Below are 18,144 nucleotides of genomic sequence, written 5' to 3' on the forward strand. Positions count from 1 at the left end.
ATCACCTCGACCTTCGCCAAATCTCCAACGTTCAGGACGAGCGGAGCGCTGAAACTGCTAATCTCCCCCCTTGCGGGGGAGATGGCCGGCAGGCCAGAGGGGGGTGCTGTCCCGCCAACGTCTCGAAACTACCTCCCCTTTTTCCAGGGCAGGCTCCAACGCACTTTCTCCAGTGTCGCCTTTGCCTCGGCCGAGTCCGGGTCGGGCTCTGTCTCACGATAATGCGCCGAGCCCCGAGGCGGGTAGGCGAGCGTGTTGTTGAGGGCAAATTTGTCGATCTGGCTGAACTCGGGGAAAGGCAGGTTTTCCGCCTCGCGCCAATCGCTGACCCTTTTCTCCGCGGCGATGCGTTTTTCGTCGTCGACCGCAAGATCGGTGGCTCTGTATTCCAGTGACGAAGGGAAGGCGAACTGCGCGCCGGCATCATCCATGATGTTGATCATGGACAACAGGATGTCCTCGCGGATGGCTTGGAATTCGGCCACGTCGGCGGTTTTGACGTAGGTGAACACGTCGATGTCGAGCGAATAGGCGCCGAAGCCGGCAAAGCGCACGCGGCATGGCTCGTCGATGACGCGCGGATGGGCGATCAGCAGCTTGCGCAACTCGGCCAGGACGTAACGCAGCTGATCGGGCGTCGTCTCGTAGCGCAGCTGCAGCGTCGTCGCGAACCGGGTGCGGTCGCGATGCGCGTAGTTCTCGATCTGCATGCCGGCGAAATCCGAATTCGGCACCGAGATTATCGTGCGGTCGAGCGACCGGATGCGTGTCGAGCGCATGCCGATATGCTCGATCGTGCCGGACTGGTCGCCGAACTTGCAGAAGTCGCCGACGCTGACCGGCCGATCGGCATAGAGCGTCAGGCCGGAGAGGAAGTTCTGCAGCGTCGGCTGCGCCGCCAGCGCCACCGCCAGACCGCCGATGCCGAGACCAGCAATGACGCCTTCGTAGGGAATGGCGAGCACTTCGGCCAACAGCAGGAAGGCGACGACCAGCACGGCGACGCGCGCGACGCCGGTGGACAGCGAAATCAGCGTGTCGTGGTAGCCGGGCACTTGCCACAGTCCACGATAGTGTTCGGCGACCTTGCCGATCAGGTGCCAGACCACCGGCACGGCACCGATCACGATCAAGCTCCAGGCGATTGCCTTGACCGGGGCGGCGACCACTTGCGGCAGACCGAGCGGGCGCAGCGTCAACAGCAGGAAGAACCCAAGCACGATCGAACGCACCGCCCATTCGACGATGCGGAAGAAGGCCGAGCTGTCCGTCCTTCGCACAATCAAGGAAATCAGCGCATTGGCGATGAAGCCGAAAACGATGCCGGCCACTGCGGCAAGGCCGAGCATCCACCACTGCCAGTGCTCCATCGGTCCGGCGCGGGTGAGCAGGCCGGGGCTGATCTCGCGGGCGAGGCCACGGGCGATGAAGAACGGGTCGGTGCTGGCGAAGGCAGCGAACTCCGGCGCCACCGGCACGTCTTCCACGTCGGCGTAGAGCGCGCGGATGTGGGCGAGCGTCTCGGGCGTGAACTGCCAGATCTTGCCCTTCTCGGTCTCGACCGGGCCGATGACGATGTTGCCGGCGGGATGCTCGAAATAGATGAAGGGGGTGTTGCTCTTCGGGTCGTCGGGGATCTCCTGCCAGTAGACATAGCCGATGCGGTCGATGACCTTTTTGAGATAGCGCTCGAGCAGGAACGCCTCGTCGCCGCGCACCGCCTGACTGTAGTTGCGCAGGTCGAGCGCCGCCTGTGCCGGATCGCCGGCCTCGGTGAGGCCGCTCAACAGTACCTTGAACGTATCGCGTGGCGAGGCGAGCCTGCTCGGATCGTCGACCATGTCGACGGCTTCGCCACGCGCTTCCTGGAATTCGGCGAGCTTGGCCTGAAGCTGGCCAAGTGGCGGCCCGACGATAGACCACTCGCCATTCTTGCGGCGAAAGGTGAGATCGAAGGAAACCCTGGTGCCATATTGCGGGAGCGTCGCCGTCACCTCGTCGCCGGCAATCGTATCATGCGGCAGGCTCCACAGGCGGAACGTCGCGTTGTCGATGACGGTGAACAGGAGCTTGGTGTAATCGGGCATGTTGAGGCCGCCGCGGTCGGCCTCGGTGACGTCGACGAGGCCCGCTGCCAGACCGGCAAGACCCATGCCGCCGCCGGTCGCGCGCGGCACGTTGTCGGCGCCGCTCTCGTTCATCGTCTGCAGGAACGAGCGCATGGTGCTCATCGGGCTCGACTGGTCGACACGGACGTCCTCGACGGCGCTGACGCGCACGCCTGTCCACCATTCGGCGGTGGCGACATCGAAACGGCCCATGAAGCTTTCGCCGTCAGGCGACTGGACGAAGGTGAAGGCGCCCTGGCGGTCGCCTTCGAACCAGTGGCCGACAAGCTTGTCGCCTTCGGCCTTGGCCTCGATGCGGCCGTTGTAAAGCGGGTAGACGCCCTTTACGTCGGCGCCGGTCTGCTCGAACTTGATCTGGGCGCCGCCGCCGCGCCATTTCGTGTCCCACACGCCGGTCCAGCTGGCCGCGTCCTGCGCATGCGCCTGCGGCATGGCCGGCAGCAGGCCTGCAAGCGCGAGTGCGCCGACCAGCGCGACCGTCCGGATCAGCATCAGCAACAGCCGATCCTGTCTCGCCGCAAAAAAGGGGGTCATTCTGTTGCCCTTCTTCTGCCGGCGATTCTGCTGGGCCGGCCAGAGAAGGTTATTCCGCTTGAAGATGAATATTCTGTTTCGGGCGGCGCCGGCGAAGCCGGTCAGTCATAGGTCAGATCCGTCGCCTTGCCGCCGAACACGCGGTAGGCAAAGAACGAATAGAAGATGATGATCGGCAGCACGACGACTGTCCCGACCAGGATGACGGCCAGGCTTTCGGGTGCCGAAGCAGCCTGCCAGATGGTCAGCCGGTCGGGCACGACGAAGGGGTAGAACGACCAGGCGAGCCCGGCAAAGCCAAGCGTGAAGATCGCGGCCAATGTCAGGAACGGGAGCAGCGCGTGGCGATCGTCGGGCTTCGGCAGATGAAAGGTCTGGCGCCACAGCCACAGGAACAGCACTGCCGACAGGATCGGCAACGGCGACAAATAGACCATGGCCGGCCAGACGAACCATTTGTCGAAGATGCGCGCGCTGGCAAAGGGCGTGGCCAGTGATACTGCAACCATGCCGAGCGCGGTCAGCACCAGTGCCGTGCGCAGCCACAGCACCGCTTTCTTCTGCAAGTCGCCTTCCGTCTTGTAGATGACCCAGGCCGCGCCCATCGCCGCGTAGGCGGCGGCAAGGCAGAGCGCCACCAGCGCCCCGAAAGCCATGCCGCCAGGGCCGACGTCGAGGCCGAGCACATAGACGCCGAGCATATAGCCCTGCGCCAGCGACGCGATGACCGAACCGAGGAAGAAGATGCGGTTCCAGCGGTGCTTCCTGCCGGCCGGCACCTTGGCGCGGAAATCGAAGGCGACGCCGCGCAGGATCAAGCCGACCAGCAGCACGAAAACCGGAATGTAGAGCGCGGTCAGGATGGTGCCGTGCGCCAATGGGAAGGCGACCAGCAGCAGGCCGACCGCCAGCACCAGCCAGGTCTCGTTGGCGTCCCAGAACGGGCCGATGGCGGCGATCATCGTATCCTGTTCGGTGTCTTCGGCTGCGGCGAACAGGATGCCGATGCCGAGATCGAAGCCGTCGAGGATGACGTAGATCAGGATGGCTAGGCCCATCAGGCCGGCGAAGATCAGAGGCAACAGGGTCGGCCAGTCGAAGCTCATGATGTTTCTCCCGGTTGCGCAACCGGCTGCGACAGCGGCCTGTTCATGACGCCCGGCAGCGGCGAGGTGTCACCATCCTTCGCCGCCTTCAATGCCAGATGCACCAACACGCCGAGATAGGCGATCAGCAGCAGCACGTAGAGGATGAGATAGACCGCGAGCGACAGCGCGACATGGCTGCCGGCGACCGGGCCGACAGCATCGGCGGTACGCAGCACGCCGGTGACCAGCCAGGGCTGGCGGCCGATCTCGGTGGTGTACCAGCCGGCCAGCGTCGCCAGCCAGCCGGACAGTGCCATCGGCACCATGACCAGCGCCAGCGGCTTAGGCAGGCTGTGGCGACGCTTGAGGAAGAAGGCCGCCGACCAGGAGACGACGAGCATCAACAGGCCGGTGCCGACCATGATGCGAAAGCCCCAGAACACCGGAAACACCGGAGGATGGTTGCCGGCATAATCGTTCAGCCCCGGTACGATGCCGCCGGCGCTGTGCCTGAGGATGAGGCTGGCGCCGTCGGGAATGGTGAGCTCGAACCTGTTCTCCTTGGCCGCTTCGTCGGGAAGCGCAAACAGCACCAGCGGCACGTTGGGACCGGTGTTCCAGTTGGCCTCCATGGCGGCGATCTTCTGCGGCTGATGTTCAAGCGTGTTGAGGCCGTGCTGGTCGCCGGCAAAGATCTGGATCGGGATCAGGATCGCGGCGGCGAAGACACCGGTGCGCAGCGCCTTCCACATCGATTCCGAGCGATCGCCGTAGAGATAGCGCAGCGCCGACAGGCCAGCGATCAGGAACGAGACGGTCAGCCCCGAAGCAAGCAGCATATGAACGAGCCGGTAGGGCATGGACGGATTGAAGACAACGGCCCACCAGTCGGTGGCGTGCGCAACACCATCGCGAATTTCGAAGCCGGCCGGCGTCTGCATCCACGAATTGAGGGCGATGATCCAGAAGGCGGACAGAGTGGTGCCGCCGGCTACCAGCACCGTCGCCAGCGTGTGGACGCGGTTTGAGACGCGGCGGAAGCCGAACAGCATGATGCCGAGGAACGCCGCCTCGAGGAAAAAGGCCGTCAGGATCTCGTAAGCCAGCAGCGGGCCGGCGATGTTGCCGACCGTCTCCATATAGCCCGGCCAGTTGGTGCCGAACTGAAAACTCATGGTGACGCCGGAAACCACGCCCATGGCGAAGGACAGCGCGAATACCTTAACCCAGGTGAAATAAGCGCGCATCCAGGCGGAGTCGCCTGTCGCGTTGTAGCGGAGCTTGAAGAACAGCAGCACCCAGCCGAGCGCGATGGTGATCGCCGGGAACAGGATGTGGAACGAGATGTTCGCGCCGAACTGTATGCGCGACAGGATGAGCGGGTCCATGGCGGCTCCAGCTGCTGCTTGTTTGTACAAGGATAGGCTTCATGCGCCGGGCGGTCAAAGCGGCGTCCCGCCGCGAGGCGGAACGCCGCAGTGCCGGTTAATCTGCTTTTGCGTGGAATTTTGCTGGACGACCAGGCGGGTGTTGCCTATTCCGGCGAACCTCGATGTCCAGAACTGTCAGGAGCGCCATTGACATCCGGATTTGCGCACCGACATTCAGCGGATTAAATCAACAACTCTGTTTCAAGCAGCCGTTTTCAGCCATGCAGCCGATCATCTCGATTTCCGGGGTCACGAAGACCTACGCCACCGGCTTCAAGGCGTTGAAGGAGATCAATCTCGATATCGTGCGCGGCGAGATATTTGCGCTGCTGGGGCCGAACGGCGCCGGCAAGACGACGCTGATCTCGATCGTCTGCGGCATCGTCAACCGCTCGTCGGGCACCGTCACGGTCGACGGCCATGACATCAACCGCGACTACCGCGCTGCGCGCGGCCTGATCGGGCTGGTGCCGCAGGAACTGACCATCGATGCCTTCGAGAGCGTGTGGGCGACGGTCAATTACAGCCGCGGCCTGTTCGGCAAGCCGGCGGACAAGGCGTTCGTCGAAAAAGTGCTGCGCGACCTGTCGCTCTGGGACAAGAAGGACGCCAAGGCGATCACGCTGTCCGGCGGCATGAAACGCCGGCTGATGATCGCCAAGGCGTTGTCGCACGAGCCGCGAATCCTGTTCCTCGACGAACCGACCGCCGGCGTCGATGTCGAGCTGCGCCAGGACATGTGGGCGATGGTGCGCCGGCTGCGCGAAGACGGCGTCACCATCATCCTGACCACGCACTACATCGAAGAAGCCGAGGCGATGGCCGATCGCGTCGGCGTCATCAACCGCGGCGAGATCGTGCTGGTCGAGGACAAGGCCGAGCTGATGCGCAAGCTTGGCCGCAAACGGCTTGTGCTGGAACTGCGCAGCCCGTTGGCCACCGTTCCCGATGTTTTTTCGCACTACGCGCTGGAGCTTTCGCCCGATGGCGGGCAGCTGACCTATACCTATGACAACCAGAGCGAACGGCCGGGCGTCGCCTCGCTGATCCGCGAGCTCGAGGCGGCCGGCATCCAGTTCCGCGACATCGATACGGAAAACAGCTCGCTCGAGGAGATCTTCGTCAATCTGGTGAGGAAACAGGCATGAACCCGCGCGCGGCCATGAACCTTCATGCGGTATGGGCGATTTATCGGGTGGAGATGGCGCGCGCCCTTCGCACTGTGCTGCAGAGCATCGTTTCGCCGGTCATTTCGACGTCGCTCTATTTCGTCGTCTTCGGCTCGGCCATCGGCTCGCGCATCACCGAGATCGACGGCATCAGCTACGGCGCCTTCATCGTGCCGGGGCTGATCATGCTGTCGCTGCTGACGCAGTCGATCTCCAACGCCTCCTTCGCCATCTACTTTCCGAAATTCGTCGGCTCGATCTACGAATTGCTGTCGGCGCCGGTGTCCTATCTGGAGATCGTCATCGCCTATGTCGGAGGTGCGGCGACAAAGTCGATCGTGCTTGGCCTGATCATTTTGGCGACGGCCTCGCTGTTCGTGCCGCTGACGATCGAGCATCCGTTCTGGATGCTCGCTTTCCTGGTGCTGACGGCCGTGACCTTCAGCCTGTTCGGCTTCATCATCGGCATCTGGGCAAGAAGCTTCGAGCAACTGCAGCTGGTGCCGCTGCTGATCATCACACCGCTGACCTTCCTCGGCGGCAGCTTCTATTCGATCAACATGCTGCCCGGCATCTGGCGCACGGTGACGCTGTTCAACCCGGTGGTCTACCTGGTTAGCGGCTTCCGCTGGAGCTTCTACGGCAAATCCGACGTTTCGGTCGGCGTCAGCCTCGGCATGACGGTGGTCTTCCTGCTTGTCTGCATAGCGATCGTCGCCTGGATCTTCAGAACCGGCTACCGGCTGCGCAACTGATCGATTGGCCTTGCCAAGCAAAGCAGCCTTATCGATCAACGGAAACAGCACTGAGTGCAGCCCCTGCAACGATAGCCCCTTGACCTTCATGTTTTGTTATATATCATGTTATGATTTATCGCGAGGCGGATTGGCCTATGGAAGACGTCATACGATCGCTTGGCTTCCTGTGCCTGGGCAGCAGGATGAAGCGTATAGGCGAGCAACTGCAAGCGGAGGCGCAGCGCCTTCTCGACCGGCTGGATGTTCCGGTTCAGGCGAGCCAGTACCCACTGCTGGCCGCGCTCGACAGGCTAGGCCCCCTGCCTGTCGGGGAACTGGCGCAATCCCTTGGCATCGCGCAGCCAGGCGTAACGCGAAGCGTCTCGCTTCTCGCCGAGTTGGGATTGCTCGAGGTCAGTCCGTCGATCGATGACCAGCGGCGCAGGATCGTCTCCCTCACCAGGGACGGCCGGCGGCTGGTCGATGTCGCAAAGCGCGAGGTCTGGCCGCGCATCGAGAACGCCGTCGCGGATCTGTGCGCGGATCTTTCGGGGCCGCTTCTCGATCAGTTGGCCGCCATCGAGGACGGCCTCGCCGCGGCTCCTCTCGACCGTCGTGCACCAAAACCGAGAGATGCCGTGCAATGAAACACCTGCTTGACCGCCCGATCTGGAGCGCGCTTCAGACGCGACATCAGGCCTTCGCGCAAGGTGGCAACCTCGCCAGGCGACATCGGCCGTCGATTGTTCCTTTCGCCGCCACTGGCGCGGACGACGCGGAAAGCCTGCGGGCGCTCGAAAAGCTTGTCTCCCCGGGCGAGAGTGTGATCCTGCTTCAAGCGGACGCCATTGCTCTGCCCACGGGGCTTTCCGCGACTTCGACCGCGGCCGGGGTTCAGATGATTGCCGAGCAGCCATTGCAGATCGTGTCCGACGGGCGCGTGCAACGTCTGACGCGAGACGACGCCGCTGAGATGCTGGCTCTGGCGTTGGTCACCAAGCCTGGCCCATTCACGCTCGAAGCCTTGAGCCTGGGCGATTTTTGGGGTGTGAAAATCGAGGGCAGACTTGCAGCAATGGCCGGCGAGCGCATGAAGCAACCTGGCTATACCGAACTCAGCGGAGTGTGCTCACATCCGAAATTTCGCGGCGGTGGCCTGGGCAAGCTGTTGTCCATATTCGTGGCAAACCGGATAGTGGCGCGCGACGAAATTCCCTATCTCCACGCTTATGCCAGCAACGCCACGGCCATTAGACTTTACGAGTCCATTGGCTTCAGGTTGCGAAGCACAATGAATGTGGCCGTGGTTCAGCGCACCGAATGATTCGTCGGCGCATAATGCGTAGCATGGATGCATCCCGCATCGGGAAAGGAAGGATTTCGTATCGCCGAAATCCTTCCTTGAGACTGCAAGACCTTGCTGCGTGTCAGACCGCGATCTTGCCACCACCTTGCCTGGTGATGGCAACGACCGCCGGCCGCACCGGCATGTCCGGCTTGAAGTCGGGCCAGCGGGTCGACAAATCCTCATAGTAGGACGGACGGCCGAAAGCCTCCCAGTCCTCGCCACCGTCGCCTGGATGCTGGACGGCAACGAAAGCGGTCTGGTCGTCCGGCGCAAACAGGGGACCACACATTTCGGCGCCGATCGGCACGCGGAAGAACAGTTTTGAGGTCGCCCGCGCCGGCCCTTCCGTATCGACCGCCCACAGACCGTCGGTGCGGCCAGTGGCCTTCGGACCCTGACCGTCGGTGGCGACCCAGAGGCGGCCGGTCGAATCAACCGCGCAATTGTCCGGCATGCCGAACCAGCCATTGGCCGTGGTTGCGGTCGAGAAGGTGGCGCCGACTGCCGCAACCGAGGGATCACCGCATTTCAAGAGCACCTCCCACTTGCCCTTGGTGGCGGCAAAATCGCCACCGTCCTCGACGATCTCGATGATGTGGCCAAAGGCATTTTCGGCACGCGGGTTGGCGGCGTCGACCTGATCGGCCTTGCGCTTCGAATTGTTGGTCAGCATGACATAGACCTTGCCGTTGGCGGCATTGGGCTGGATGTCTTCAGGGCGGTCCATCTTGGTGGCGCCGAGCAGGTCGGCGGCGCGGCGCGTCTCGATCAGCACGTCGGCCTGGCTGGCAAAGCCGTTCTCCGCCGTCAGCGGCCCTTGGCCGAAGACGATCGGCAGCCATTCGACCGAACCGTCGTCGGCAAACTTGGCGACATGCAAGGTGCCGTCGTCGAGCAAATCCATATTGGCGGCGCGGTCGTCCGGATTGAACTTGCCTGTGGTGACGAACTTATAGACATAGTCGAAGCGCTCGTCGTCGCCGAGGTAGAAGACGACACGGCCATCCTTGGCGACGATCGATTCGGCGCCCTCATGCTTGAAGCGGCCCATTGCGGTGCGCTTCTTCGGCACCGAAGTCGGATCCTGGACGTCGACCTCGACGATCCAGCCAAAGCGGTTCGGCTCGTTCGGCTCTTTGCCGATGTCGAAACGGTCGTAATGCGCTGCCCATTCATAAGCACCTTCGGGAATGCCGAGCCGCTTGTAATTGGCCGCTTCCTTGTGGCCTTGCGGCAGCTCGCCCGAGAAATAGCCGTGGATGTTCTCCTCGGCCATGACATAGGTGCCCCACGGCGTGACGCCGCCGGCACAATTGTTGACGGTGCCGACAACTTTCGTGCCGGTCGGGTCGGCGCTGGTCTTGACGCGGTCGTGGCCGGCGACGGGGCCGGACAGCGCGATCTCGGTGTTGGAGGTGATGCGGCGGTTGAGCTTGCCGTCGCGAACGACCTGCCATTTGCCGGCTTCCTTGCGGATCTCGACAATGGTGCCGCCATGCGCGGCCATCTCGACGTCGACTTGTTCCTTGCTGAGAGGCGCCTGCTTGGCTTTGCCATCGACGATGGTGACGAGGCCCGGAAACATCAGGTGCGGATTGGTGTATTCGTGGTTGACCACCAGCAGGCCGTGCTCGGCCGAGCCGTCGATCGGGATATAACCGACATAGTCATTGTTGTAGCCGAATTGTCTGGCCTGGGCTTCCGCCGACTGTTTTGTCGGATCGAATTCCGGCGAATCGGCGAACAGCGGATCGCCCCAGCGCAGCAGCACGTCGGCGTCATAACCGGGTGCAACGTGATGCTTGTCGTCGATGCCGGCCTCGAGCTCGTCGAAAGCGAAGGCGGAGCCTTCGGCGGCGCGGGCGTTGTCGGCGGTGATCAGCGCCAGCGGGCTGACGGTAGCGGCTATGGCCGAGACGGCAAGCGAGCCCTTGAGGAAGCCGCGGCGCGAGAACCGCGCGGCGATGATCTCACCCATGGTGCGGTTGTCGCTGGGATTGGCTCCTGGCCCATCGTTTTCCTCGAGCAGGCTGGTGCGGAAATGGGCGTCAGGGGTGCGATGTTCGGTCATAGGGGCCTGCCTCTGGCTGGATAGATTGCTGGAGCGTGTTGCCTGGCCAATCCGGTATCGCCGGCAGGTCACAGTTTGATGACATGCCGGCTAATTGCCATCTGCGATTTCGTGCCCAACATCAGCCCCGCTTGACCGCGACCGGCGCTTCGGAAACAAGAGCTGCGGCAGGCGCGCAAGGACCGCATCGGGAGGAGCAAAAAGTGAGTTTCTGGGGACTTGGGCAGCTCTGCATTTCGACAGTGATCTTCCTGCTTGCGGCGACGGCGGCGAAGCAATGGGGACTGGCGCCGAGCTTTGGCAAGATCGTGCTGACGTTGGCGCTCTATTCGCTCGGCAATCTGATCATGCTGAGGCTGATCCGTGAATTCGGCATGTCGGTGTCGTTCAGCCTGTCAGCGGTGATCCAGCTGGTGTCGGTGAATGTGGTGGCGCTGGTCTTCTTCGGCGAGCGCGTCAATGCCTTGCAGGCGACCGGCATCGTGCTTGCCATCGCAGCTGTGGCGCTGATCACGCTCGGACCCTATCTGCAAAGGCTGTAACTGCGATCGGGCCGATGAAGAAGACCGCAAGCAGACTGCGCAACTGGCTGGAGTTCCCGGTTCTGCTGGCCGGGCTGATCATTGCCGGCGGGCTGTGGGGGTTCGAGGAGCTAATGGAGATGGCGCGGGCCACTACGCCGCATGCCTTCGATACCGAAATCCTGCTTGCCTTCCGCAAGGCCGGCCAACCCGACAATCCGATCGGACCGGCGTGGCTGGAAGGAGCGATGCGCGACATCACCAGCCTCGGCAGCGCCAGCGTGTTGATGCTGATCACGGCAGCAATGATCGTCTATCTGCTCCTCATCCGCAGGCCAGGCGCGGCGCTTCTCATGTTCATCGCGGTAGCGGGCGGCCAGGTCCTGTCAAGCGTGCTCAAGTTCGATATAGATCGGCCGCGCCCCGATCTGGTCTCGCATCTCGCCGACGTGGCATCACTTTCGTTTCCGAGCGGCCACGCCATGCTGTCGGCGGTGACATATTTGACGCTGGGCAGCATGGCGGCGCGGTTTTTGCCCGGGCGGACAACGAAGATCTATGTGCTCGGTCTGGCGGTGCTGACGACGGTGGTGGTCGGCATCAGCCGCATCTATCTCGGCGTCCACTGGCCCTCCGACGTATTGGCCGGCTGGTGCGCCGGCTTTGCCTGGGCGATGCTGTGCTGGCTTGCGGCCCGGTTCCTGCAGCGATGGCTCGGGCGGGCCGGCGGCACCTGACTCATGTCAGTCGATTTGCGGTCAAATCAGCCTGTTGATCAGGCCATGACCGCAGCCTGCCAGCAGGAAAACCATCGACAGCAAGGCTGTCGAGGTCGCCAACGCATTGAATATCTTCACCTGCTCATCCTTTTTGAGTCGTTGCCTGTGAAATCGGGATCGCAATGGATGTCCCGCCAAACGATGCCGAAATTGTAGCATGCTAGCGCATCGGCTGGCAAAGAGTGCTGCATGTTTCACATATGCAAGATGATGCTTGAACCATCATAATGAAGGTATTACACGTGATATCGCAGACTCAGACGGGGGTTATGGCCGATGATCACTGCCGCGCAGATGCGTGCCGCGAGGGCGCTGGCCGGCATCGATCAGAAGACGCTCGCCGAGCGCGCCGGGGTTTCGCTTCCAACCATTCAGCGCATGGAAGCGAGCGACGGCGTGGTCCGGGGCGTGGTCGATACGCTGATGAAGGTCATCCAGGCCCTTGAAGAGGCCGGGGTCGAGCTGATCGGCGACAACCAGGCGAGCGAGCGTGGCGGCAGGGGCGTTCGCCTCAAGCCTGTCACGCCGCAGAACCCGCAAGGCTGACGGTACTGCCGCATCGCCGAAAATCGAAATCGATTTTCGGATAGTCCAATGCGCGGTTCAAAAGTGTTGGAGCGTACCTGTGCGTCGATTTGGACGCACGCCGCTCCAAGTCGCGACGGCGACCGCCGACAGTCCTGCCGACGATCCCGCCGCCTCCTTGGTTTCATGGGGAAGGCACTCGATGGATCAGACCCGGCGGGCAGTGCATCAACCGGCACGGCCGACATTTTCCGAACTGTTCACGCCGAAGCTGGTGACGGTGCTGCGCGAGGGCTATACGCTCGCGCACTTCAAGGCGGATGCCATCGCCGGGCTGACTGTCGCCATCGTGGCGCTGCCGCTGTCGATGGCAATTGCCATTGCTTCAGGCGTGACGCCGGAGCGCGGGCTCTACACCTCGATCATTGGCGGCTTCCTGGTCTCGGCGCTTGGCGGCAGCCGTTTCCAGATCGGCGGCCCGGCCGGCGCCTTCATTGTGCTGGTGGCTGCGACGGTGGCGCGAGTTGGCGTCGACGGCTTGCTGCTGGCGACGATGATGGCCGGCCTGTTCCTGCTTGCCATCGGCTATCTCGGGCTTGGCACCTACATCAAGTTCATCCCGTATCCGGTGACCGTCGGCTTCACCGCCGGCATCGCCGTCATCATCTTCTCCGGCCAGATCGTCGAACTCTTCGGGCTGAAGCTCGCCGGCAAGGAACCGGGGCCGCTGGTGCCCAAGCTGATGGCCATCGGCGAGGCGGCCGGAACGATCAACCTCGCCGCAACCGCGGTGGCGGCACTGACCATCATCACCATTGCGCTGTTGAAGCGGTTTCGGCCGAAGTGGCCGGCCATGCTGATTGCCATCGGGCTGGCATCACTCGTCGTGGCATTGCTCGCCATGCCGGCCGAAACGATCGGCACGCGCTTCGGCGGCATCCCGCGCAGCCTGCAATGGCCGGCCTTCCCGCCGCTCAGCCTCGACAGGATAATCGACGTGCTGCCGGACGCCATCGCCTTTGCGCTGCTCGGGGCGATCGAATCGCTGCTGTCGGCCGTCGTCGCTGACGGCATGACCGGAAGGCGGCATCGCTCCAATTGCGAGTTGGTGGCGCAGGGCTTCGCCAATATCGCCTCCGCCTTGTTCGGCGGTATCTGCACCACCGGCACCATTGCCCGCACCGCGACCAATGTACGGGCCGGCGCGCATGGACCGGTCTCAGGCATGATGCACTCGGCCATCCTGCTTGCCCTGATGCTGGTGGCGGCACCGCTGGCCAGCTATATCCCGCTTGCAGCACTTGCCGGCGTGCTGGCGGTGGTGTGCTGGAACATGTTCGAGAAACAGGCCTTCGCCACCTTGCTGCGCGCCTCGCGCGGCGATGCGCTGGTACTGATGGCGACGTTCCTGATCGTCATCTTCCGCGACCTGACTGAAGGCATCGTCGTCGGTTTTGCGCTGGGCTCAATCCTGTTCATCGACCGCATGGCCAAGAGCATCGCGGTGGAGGCGGACCATCAATCCTTGGTGCAGGAAGACGTCGCCGACCGCGCCAGCGCTTATGATTCCAGCGAGGCGAGCGATGCCGATACTGTCGTCTACCGGATATCGGGCGCCTTCTTCTTCGGCGCCGCCTCGACCGTCGGCACGGTGCTGGACCGCATCGCCGACCAGCGCAGGAACTTCATCCTCGATTGTTCGGCGGTGCCGTTCTTCGATTCGACGGCGGCCAATGTCATCGAGGGCGCGGCCCACAAGGCCAGCCGCGCCGGCGTTCGCTTCATTATATTAGGCGCTTCACCGCAGATACGCCGCATGCTGATCAACCACGGCGTCAAGCGGCCGCTGGTGACTTATGCCGCCTCGATCACGGATGCGCGGGCGCAGCTGAAGAAAGCCGCGCCCGCCGCCTGAGCCGATGGCTGGCTTAGTCGAGGCCTAATGCCGCGATCTCGCCGTCGTTCATCAGCGGCACGAAGATTGTCGACTTGCCGTCGGTGCCGATGTCGGCGCTGCCCGGCTTGAACGTCGCAACCGCTTGCGGCGTGCCGCCGGCTTTGTAGCTGTAGAGCGTGCCGGTCATATACGCGGTGGCGTAAACGCTGCCGCCGATGGCGACGACGCCATCGAGGTTAGCGAACTTTTCTGCGCCGGGCAGTGACGCAATTGCCTTGGTGGCGAGATCGACCGAGAGCAGGCCGCCCGGCTCCGCGGTGCTGAAATCGGGCTTGATGCCCTTGCCCCAGGAAGCGACGATCAGCCGGCCGCCATCGGCGAAGATGCCATTCGGCGAAGCAAGCGCCGCATCCCTGACGAACAGTTCGGGCCGGTCGCCGTCGATGCGATAGATCGTATCGGCAAGCATATCTGTGACGTAGACCTTGCCGGACGCGTCGGCGGTCACGTCGTTGAGGAAGACCGCGTTCGGCAAGTCGATCGTCGATGTTAGCTTGCCGCTTGCGAGATCGACGACGCGCACATGGGTGAGGTCGGCGACGTAGAGTTTGCCGTCGGCAATCGCCATGCCCTTGGGCGCGTCCATGCCGTCGGTCCAATGTTGCGTAACCATCTTGCCGTCCACAGACAGGACCGACAGGTATCCATTGCCGTCGGCGTCGCCGGGATTGCCAACGATATTGGAGATGATGATGCGTTTGCCGGCGGCATCGAACAGCGCCGATTCCGGTTGCTCAAGCCCGGTAGCGCGCCAGAGTTCGGCCGCCTGAACTGCCGGCGCGGCGGCGATGCCGACCAGAGCGAGAAGTATCGAGGTGAAGAGGCTCTTCATGGCTAGTCTCCTGTAATGGAATGGGGGAGAGCTAGGCTTTTCGATACTTTTCGGGAAGATGTATCGGGACTAGTACCGAAGGCTGATACCAAATCGCGTAAAAGAGGTGCATCCCATGAACGGCCCGATCTTCGAAGCGCTGAAGCGGACGCTTAAGGCCAAGGGCGTGACCTACCGTGTCCTTGCCGAGCGGATGGGCGTTTCCGAGCCGACGGTGAAGCGCATCTTCCATGAGCGCAACTGCAAGCTCGACCGGCTGATCGAGATCTGCGATGCCGCCGGCGTGGAGTTGGAGAACGTGCTCGGCTCGATGAACAGGGGACCGGGACCTGCCAACCGGATCGCGCCGGAGATCGAGCGCAGGCTCGCCGGGCGGCCGGCACTGCTGTTCGTATTCGTCATGCTTTCCGAGAAATTCACGCCAGAAGGCATCATGCGCTCACAAGGGTTGAGCGAGGCTTCGATGTTCCTCTATCTGCGCGACCTCGAGGAACTCGGCCTAGTCGCGCTTGGTGGCGGCCTGTCGGCAAGGCTGCTGGTCGAGGCGCCGATCCAGTGGAATTTCGACGGGCCATTGCGGCCGCTGTTCGAGATGACCAACAAGAATTTCATCGGCTGGGCCATCACCCATCTTGAGCGCGAGGCGACATTCGTCAGCTTCTCCAGGCGGATGCGGCCGGAAACGGCGGAAATGGTCAGGCGCGAGGCGGAGGAATTGGCGGAGCGCGCCAAATTGCTTGCTCATCACGACCAGCACACGACGCCCGAAGACGGGCTGGTCGGCTACAAATGGACGTTTGCGTTCGGCGCAACGCCGTTCCCGGTGATCATGCCGATCGGGCCACATCCGCGCGACGCAGGCGCGCGGACGGACAATCGAGTTGCGGCCGCCGCAAACGGACGACGTCTGCCGGCCTAGGTCAAATCACGGAACGACTGAGGTCGGATTCTTGGGTTTAGGCTGCTGTCCTCCACAGACGCCTTGTAAGCCGCGAACACTAGGCAAGCGGCGCCTATAAATTGGGTGACCGTGTGCCGATGTGCATGGACATCGGCTTGCGTAGGGTGAGCCTGTGATTATCCAGGCTGCTTTGCAGTCCGGGGCCGGCGTCAGGAGGTGCGCACGGGACACCGGCCAGTAATTTATGCATCGCTTCGCAGGTTACGGGAGCACGTCGCGAAGCCGTCGCATTCGTTGACCGCAATGCAAACCTGAACGCTCTTTCGTGGCGTTGTTTCTTCATCACGGCGGTGTCTCCCAAATTGATGGCGCTGCCGATCAAGGAGGTCGTGACCATGAGCGCGCTCTTAAGGGCATGCTTGCCTTGCGTCCTAAGCGTGATCCTGGCGGCGACACTTGCCGCGTCCGCGGACGAGCCGGAGCTTAGAGGACCCAATGCCGATCCAGGCTCAGGATTGCCGCCGTTGGTCCTGCCTTATATCGAATTGCTCAGCGCACCCGGTGTAGTAGCATCAGCGACGCTTGCCGCGCCCGCGGGCGACTCGGAGCTTATGGGACCCGATCCCGCCCGGCCCGGCATCCAATTGCCCGGCGCACCTGGTGCTCTTGCTCCCATGAAGATGTCTGACCGCTCGCAGCCGGCCGCGCTAATGGCAATAGCGGTATGGCTTTCGTCTGAACTCGGCCTTCCGTCGATCGAAGAGCCCCCGGCGGTAAGCTTCGTACCTGCGCGCAGGATGGCAGGTTTGCGGTTTCGCGACGTGGCGGCGGATCGCTGGAACAGCAGCCCCAATTTTGCCAGTCCGGACAATGTTGGCAAGCAGCCCACTGTTATTGCTATCTACGATGACGAAGCACGGACTATCTTCTTGCCGGAGGGCTGGACAGGCGGCACCCCGGCGGAGCTGTCGGTACTTGTGCATGAGTTGGTCCATCACGTCCAAACCGTGGCCGGGCTGAAGTTTGCATGCGCGGAAGAACGCGAGAAGGCGGCCTTTGAGGCGCAAGAGCGGTGGCTTGCCTTGTTCGGCAGCGACCTTCTGAAGGAATTTGAGCTCGATCCTTTCACGCTGTTGGTTCGCACGAACTGCCTGTATTGATGCTGAAGCCGCTTCGGGGGCAGCCAGTCTGACTGAGCTTCTTACCCCAGAGTATCGGCCGCAAAACCGGTTCTCGGAGGCCCCATGCTCAAACCACAAGATCGAGCGGCTATCCGGCGGTCTTCGTCTCCGGAGCGGCCGCGACCGCCTTGTCATCCCAGACCATCTGCCGGTAGTCGAAGCCGTATTCCAGCGTCGGCTTGACGATGCGGAAATAGGGCGACAGGTCGAAGTCGCGCGGCGTGTAGAGCGAGTGATGGCGGATGTGCAGGATTTCCTTGCGCGAATAGCTCGACTGGGCCGAGGCACGGCCGGGCGCGCGGGTAATCTCGGGTAGGATCGGGTAGCGGATCTGGCCGTAAGCCTCGGCGATCAGCGACGAGCAGATGGCGCGCGTCGGGTCGCCGGAACCGAAAGCCAGCATGCGGCGGCGCCAGCGCACCGGCACCGGCGGCGTCGGCAAGAAGTAGCGCAGCATGTCGAATATGTTCTTGAGATCGTATCTGAGACCCAGCCTGCCGATCATGAAGGCGACGACCGCTTCGCGATCGTCGGGAGCCAGGCCGCTCGCCCGGCAGATGCGGGTGTTGTAGCTGCGGTAGCGCGACAGCGGCACGGCGATGCAGCCATCGCCGAGCGTGACCTCGATCAGGCGCCGCCGTTCCGACCCGTCCTCGGGCTCCGGCAATGCATCGCCGACATAAAAGGCGGCATGCGACCAGGTCGACTGGGTGAGGTATTTGATCGCCGCCGAGATCTTCTGGTTGCCTTCGATGAGCAGGATGTCGCCGGGCTCGAGCGTGCGGCGTAGCGTTTCGGCGTCCGACGGCGTGTAAGGCTCGTAGCCGGACGATTCCTCCTGCAGCCGGCCGGCAAGCCAGCGGCCAAGTCGGTCCAGAAGCGTGTCGCCGGGCTCGGTCATGCCAGACGGCGATTACCACAGGGCGACAAATTAGACCATGA

At 63.0% G+C, this 18,144-nt stretch carries 16 protein-coding genes; 10 read left to right on the forward strand and 6 right to left on the reverse strand.

What is annotated here, in order from left to right; all coding sequences use genetic code 11:
* Nucleotides 1–128 precede the first annotated feature (128 nt).
* The 3 genes from NKI50_RS17640 to NKI50_RS17650 all read right to left on the reverse strand — a co-directional run bounded on the left by NKI50_RS17640 (nucleotide 129) and on the right by NKI50_RS17650 (nucleotide 5,139).
* The gene (locus tag NKI50_RS17640) at nucleotides 129–2,663 is read right to left on the reverse strand and encodes a mechanosensitive ion channel family protein (RefSeq protein WP_352717211.1); all 2,535 of its coding nucleotides are present in this window, start codon (nucleotides 2,661–2,663) and stop codon (nucleotides 129–131) included.
* Between the two features lie 101 nt (nucleotides 2,664–2,764).
* Nucleotides 2,765–3,769 (reverse strand): cytochrome d ubiquinol oxidase subunit II, encoded by a 1,005-nt coding sequence (locus NKI50_RS17645; protein WP_352717213.1) that lies wholly within the window; start codon nucleotides 3,767–3,769, stop codon nucleotides 2,765–2,767.
* Nucleotides 3,766–5,139: a cytochrome ubiquinol oxidase subunit I gene (locus NKI50_RS17650; RefSeq protein ID WP_023718884.1), complete on the reverse strand. Its 1,374-nt coding sequence runs from the start codon at nucleotides 5,137–5,139 to the stop codon at nucleotides 3,766–3,768. The genes NKI50_RS17645 and NKI50_RS17650 overlap by 4 nt, the downstream gene beginning before the upstream one ends.
* 263 nt (nucleotides 5,140–5,402) lie before the next feature.
* On the opposite strand from NKI50_RS17650, the gene NKI50_RS17655 reads away from it, so the two are divergent.
* From NKI50_RS17655 to NKI50_RS17670, 4 genes are all read left to right on the forward strand, one after another.
* Nucleotides 5,403–6,329, forward strand: a complete 927-nt coding sequence (locus NKI50_RS17655) for an ABC transporter ATP-binding protein (RefSeq protein ID WP_352640363.1) — start codon at nucleotides 5,403–5,405, stop codon at nucleotides 6,327–6,329.
* A gap of 14 nt (nucleotides 6,330–6,343) precedes the next feature.
* The gene (locus NKI50_RS17660) at nucleotides 6,344–7,105 is read left to right on the forward strand and encodes an ABC transporter permease (protein ID WP_023718882.1); all 762 of its coding nucleotides are present in this window, start codon (nucleotides 6,344–6,346) and stop codon (nucleotides 7,103–7,105) included.
* A 137-nt stretch (nucleotides 7,106–7,242) separates the two neighbouring features.
* Nucleotides 7,243–7,734 (forward strand): MarR family winged helix-turn-helix transcriptional regulator, encoded by a 492-nt coding sequence (locus NKI50_RS17665; RefSeq protein ID WP_023718881.1) that lies wholly within the window; start codon nucleotides 7,243–7,245, stop codon nucleotides 7,732–7,734.
* Complete coding sequence (locus tag NKI50_RS17670) at nucleotides 7,731–8,411, forward strand: GNAT family N-acetyltransferase (protein WP_352640364.1); 681 nt, start codon at nucleotides 7,731–7,733, stop codon at nucleotides 8,409–8,411. Before NKI50_RS17665 ends, NKI50_RS17670 begins: the two co-directional genes overlap by 4 nt.
* 103 nt (nucleotides 8,412–8,514) lie before the next feature.
* Here NKI50_RS17670 and NKI50_RS17675 read toward each other — a convergent pair whose 3' ends face one another.
* The gene (locus NKI50_RS17675; protein WP_352481384.1) at nucleotides 8,515–10,506 is read right to left on the reverse strand and encodes a PhoX family protein; all 1,992 of its coding nucleotides are present in this window, start codon (nucleotides 10,504–10,506) and stop codon (nucleotides 8,515–8,517) included.
* Between the two features lie 203 nt (nucleotides 10,507–10,709).
* Here NKI50_RS17675 and NKI50_RS17680 point away from each other — a divergent pair, with 203 nt between their 5' ends.
* The 4 genes from NKI50_RS17680 to NKI50_RS17695 all read left to right on the forward strand — a co-directional run bounded on the left by NKI50_RS17680 (nucleotide 10,710) and on the right by NKI50_RS17695 (nucleotide 14,246).
* On the forward strand, nucleotides 10,710–11,048 hold the full coding sequence (locus NKI50_RS17680; protein WP_023718878.1) for a hypothetical protein: 339 nt from the start codon (nucleotides 10,710–10,712) through the stop codon (nucleotides 11,046–11,048).
* A 14-nt stretch (nucleotides 11,049–11,062) separates the two neighbouring features.
* Nucleotides 11,063–11,764: a phosphatase PAP2 family protein gene (locus NKI50_RS17685; RefSeq protein WP_352481383.1), complete on the forward strand. Its 702-nt coding sequence runs from the start codon at nucleotides 11,063–11,065 to the stop codon at nucleotides 11,762–11,764.
* 318 nt (nucleotides 11,765–12,082) lie between these two features.
* Nucleotides 12,083–12,352, forward strand: a complete 270-nt coding sequence (locus NKI50_RS17690) for a helix-turn-helix domain-containing protein (protein WP_023718875.1) — start codon at nucleotides 12,083–12,085, stop codon at nucleotides 12,350–12,352.
* 181 nt (nucleotides 12,353–12,533) lie between these two features.
* Nucleotides 12,534–14,246: a SulP family inorganic anion transporter gene (locus tag NKI50_RS17695; protein WP_352495449.1), complete on the forward strand. Its 1,713-nt coding sequence runs from the start codon at nucleotides 12,534–12,536 to the stop codon at nucleotides 14,244–14,246.
* 13 nt (nucleotides 14,247–14,259) lie between these two features.
* On the opposite strand, the gene NKI50_RS17700 is transcribed toward NKI50_RS17695, so the two are convergent.
* On the reverse strand, nucleotides 14,260–15,120 hold the full coding sequence (locus tag NKI50_RS17700) for an SMP-30/gluconolactonase/LRE family protein (RefSeq protein ID WP_023718873.1): 861 nt from the start codon (nucleotides 15,118–15,120) through the stop codon (nucleotides 14,260–14,262).
* Between the two features lie 115 nt (nucleotides 15,121–15,235).
* Between NKI50_RS17700 and NKI50_RS17705 the strand changes: the two genes are divergently transcribed.
* Complete coding sequence (locus tag NKI50_RS17705; RefSeq protein WP_023718872.1) at nucleotides 15,236–16,039, forward strand: helix-turn-helix domain-containing protein; 804 nt, start codon at nucleotides 15,236–15,238, stop codon at nucleotides 16,037–16,039.
* Nucleotides 16,040–16,386: 347 nt separating this feature from the next.
* On the forward strand, nucleotides 16,387–17,181 hold the full coding sequence (locus NKI50_RS17710) for a DUF6647 family protein (protein WP_156948065.1): 795 nt from the start codon (nucleotides 16,387–16,389) through the stop codon (nucleotides 17,179–17,181).
* Between the two features lie 109 nt (nucleotides 17,182–17,290).
* Here NKI50_RS17710 and NKI50_RS17715 read toward each other — a convergent pair whose 3' ends face one another.
* Nucleotides 17,291–18,103 (reverse strand): C40 family peptidase, encoded by an 813-nt coding sequence (locus NKI50_RS17715; protein WP_023718869.1) that lies wholly within the window; start codon nucleotides 18,101–18,103, stop codon nucleotides 17,291–17,293.
* Nucleotides 18,104–18,144 lie beyond the last annotated feature (41 nt).

Source organism: Mesorhizobium sp. M0563 (assembly GCF_040321065.1).
GTDB lineage: Bacteria > Pseudomonadota > Alphaproteobacteria > Rhizobiales > Rhizobiaceae > Mesorhizobium.

What these genes read in the sequence shown, in the direction of transcription:
- NKI50_RS17640 (WP_352717211.1), bottom strand. Translation starts at nt 2,663, where the DNA reads ATGACCCCCTTTTTTGCGGCGAGACAGGATCGGCTGTTGCTGATGCTG.
- NKI50_RS17645 (WP_352717213.1), bottom strand. Translation starts at nt 3,769, where the DNA reads ATGAGCTTCGACTGGCCGACCCTGTTGCCTCTGATCTTCGCCGGCCTG.
- NKI50_RS17650 (WP_023718884.1), bottom strand. Translation starts at nt 5,139, where the DNA reads ATGGACCCGCTCATCCTGTCGCGCATACAGTTCGGCGCGAACATCTCG.
- NKI50_RS17655 (WP_352640363.1), top strand. Translation starts at nt 5,403, where the DNA reads ATGCAGCCGATCATCTCGATTTCCGGGGTCACGAAGACCTACGCCACC.
- NKI50_RS17660 (WP_023718882.1), top strand. Translation starts at nt 6,344, where the DNA reads ATGAACCTTCATGCGGTATGGGCGATTTATCGGGTGGAGATGGCGCGC.
- NKI50_RS17665 (WP_023718881.1), top strand. Translation starts at nt 7,243, where the DNA reads ATGGAAGACGTCATACGATCGCTTGGCTTCCTGTGCCTGGGCAGCAGG.
- NKI50_RS17670 (WP_352640364.1), top strand. Translation starts at nt 7,731, where the DNA reads ATGAAACACCTGCTTGACCGCCCGATCTGGAGCGCGCTTCAGACGCGA.
- NKI50_RS17675 (WP_352481384.1), bottom strand. Translation starts at nt 10,506, where the DNA reads ATGACCGAACATCGCACCCCTGACGCCCATTTCCGCACCAGCCTGCTC.
- NKI50_RS17685 (WP_352481383.1), top strand. Translation starts at nt 11,063, where the DNA reads ATGAAGAAGACCGCAAGCAGACTGCGCAACTGGCTGGAGTTCCCGGTT.
- NKI50_RS17690 (WP_023718875.1), top strand. Translation starts at nt 12,083, where the DNA reads ATGATCACTGCCGCGCAGATGCGTGCCGCGAGGGCGCTGGCCGGCATC.
- NKI50_RS17695 (WP_352495449.1), top strand. Translation starts at nt 12,534, where the DNA reads ATGGATCAGACCCGGCGGGCAGTGCATCAACCGGCACGGCCGACATTT.
- NKI50_RS17700 (WP_023718873.1), bottom strand. Translation starts at nt 15,120, where the DNA reads ATGAAGAGCCTCTTCACCTCGATACTTCTCGCTCTGGTCGGCATCGCC.
- NKI50_RS17705 (WP_023718872.1), top strand. Translation starts at nt 15,236, where the DNA reads ATGAACGGCCCGATCTTCGAAGCGCTGAAGCGGACGCTTAAGGCCAAG.
- NKI50_RS17710 (WP_156948065.1), top strand. Translation starts at nt 16,387, where the DNA reads ATGGCGCTGCCGATCAAGGAGGTCGTGACCATGAGCGCGCTCTTAAGG.
- NKI50_RS17715 (WP_023718869.1), bottom strand. Translation starts at nt 18,103, where the DNA reads ATGACCGAGCCCGGCGACACGCTTCTGGACCGACTTGGCCGCTGGCTT.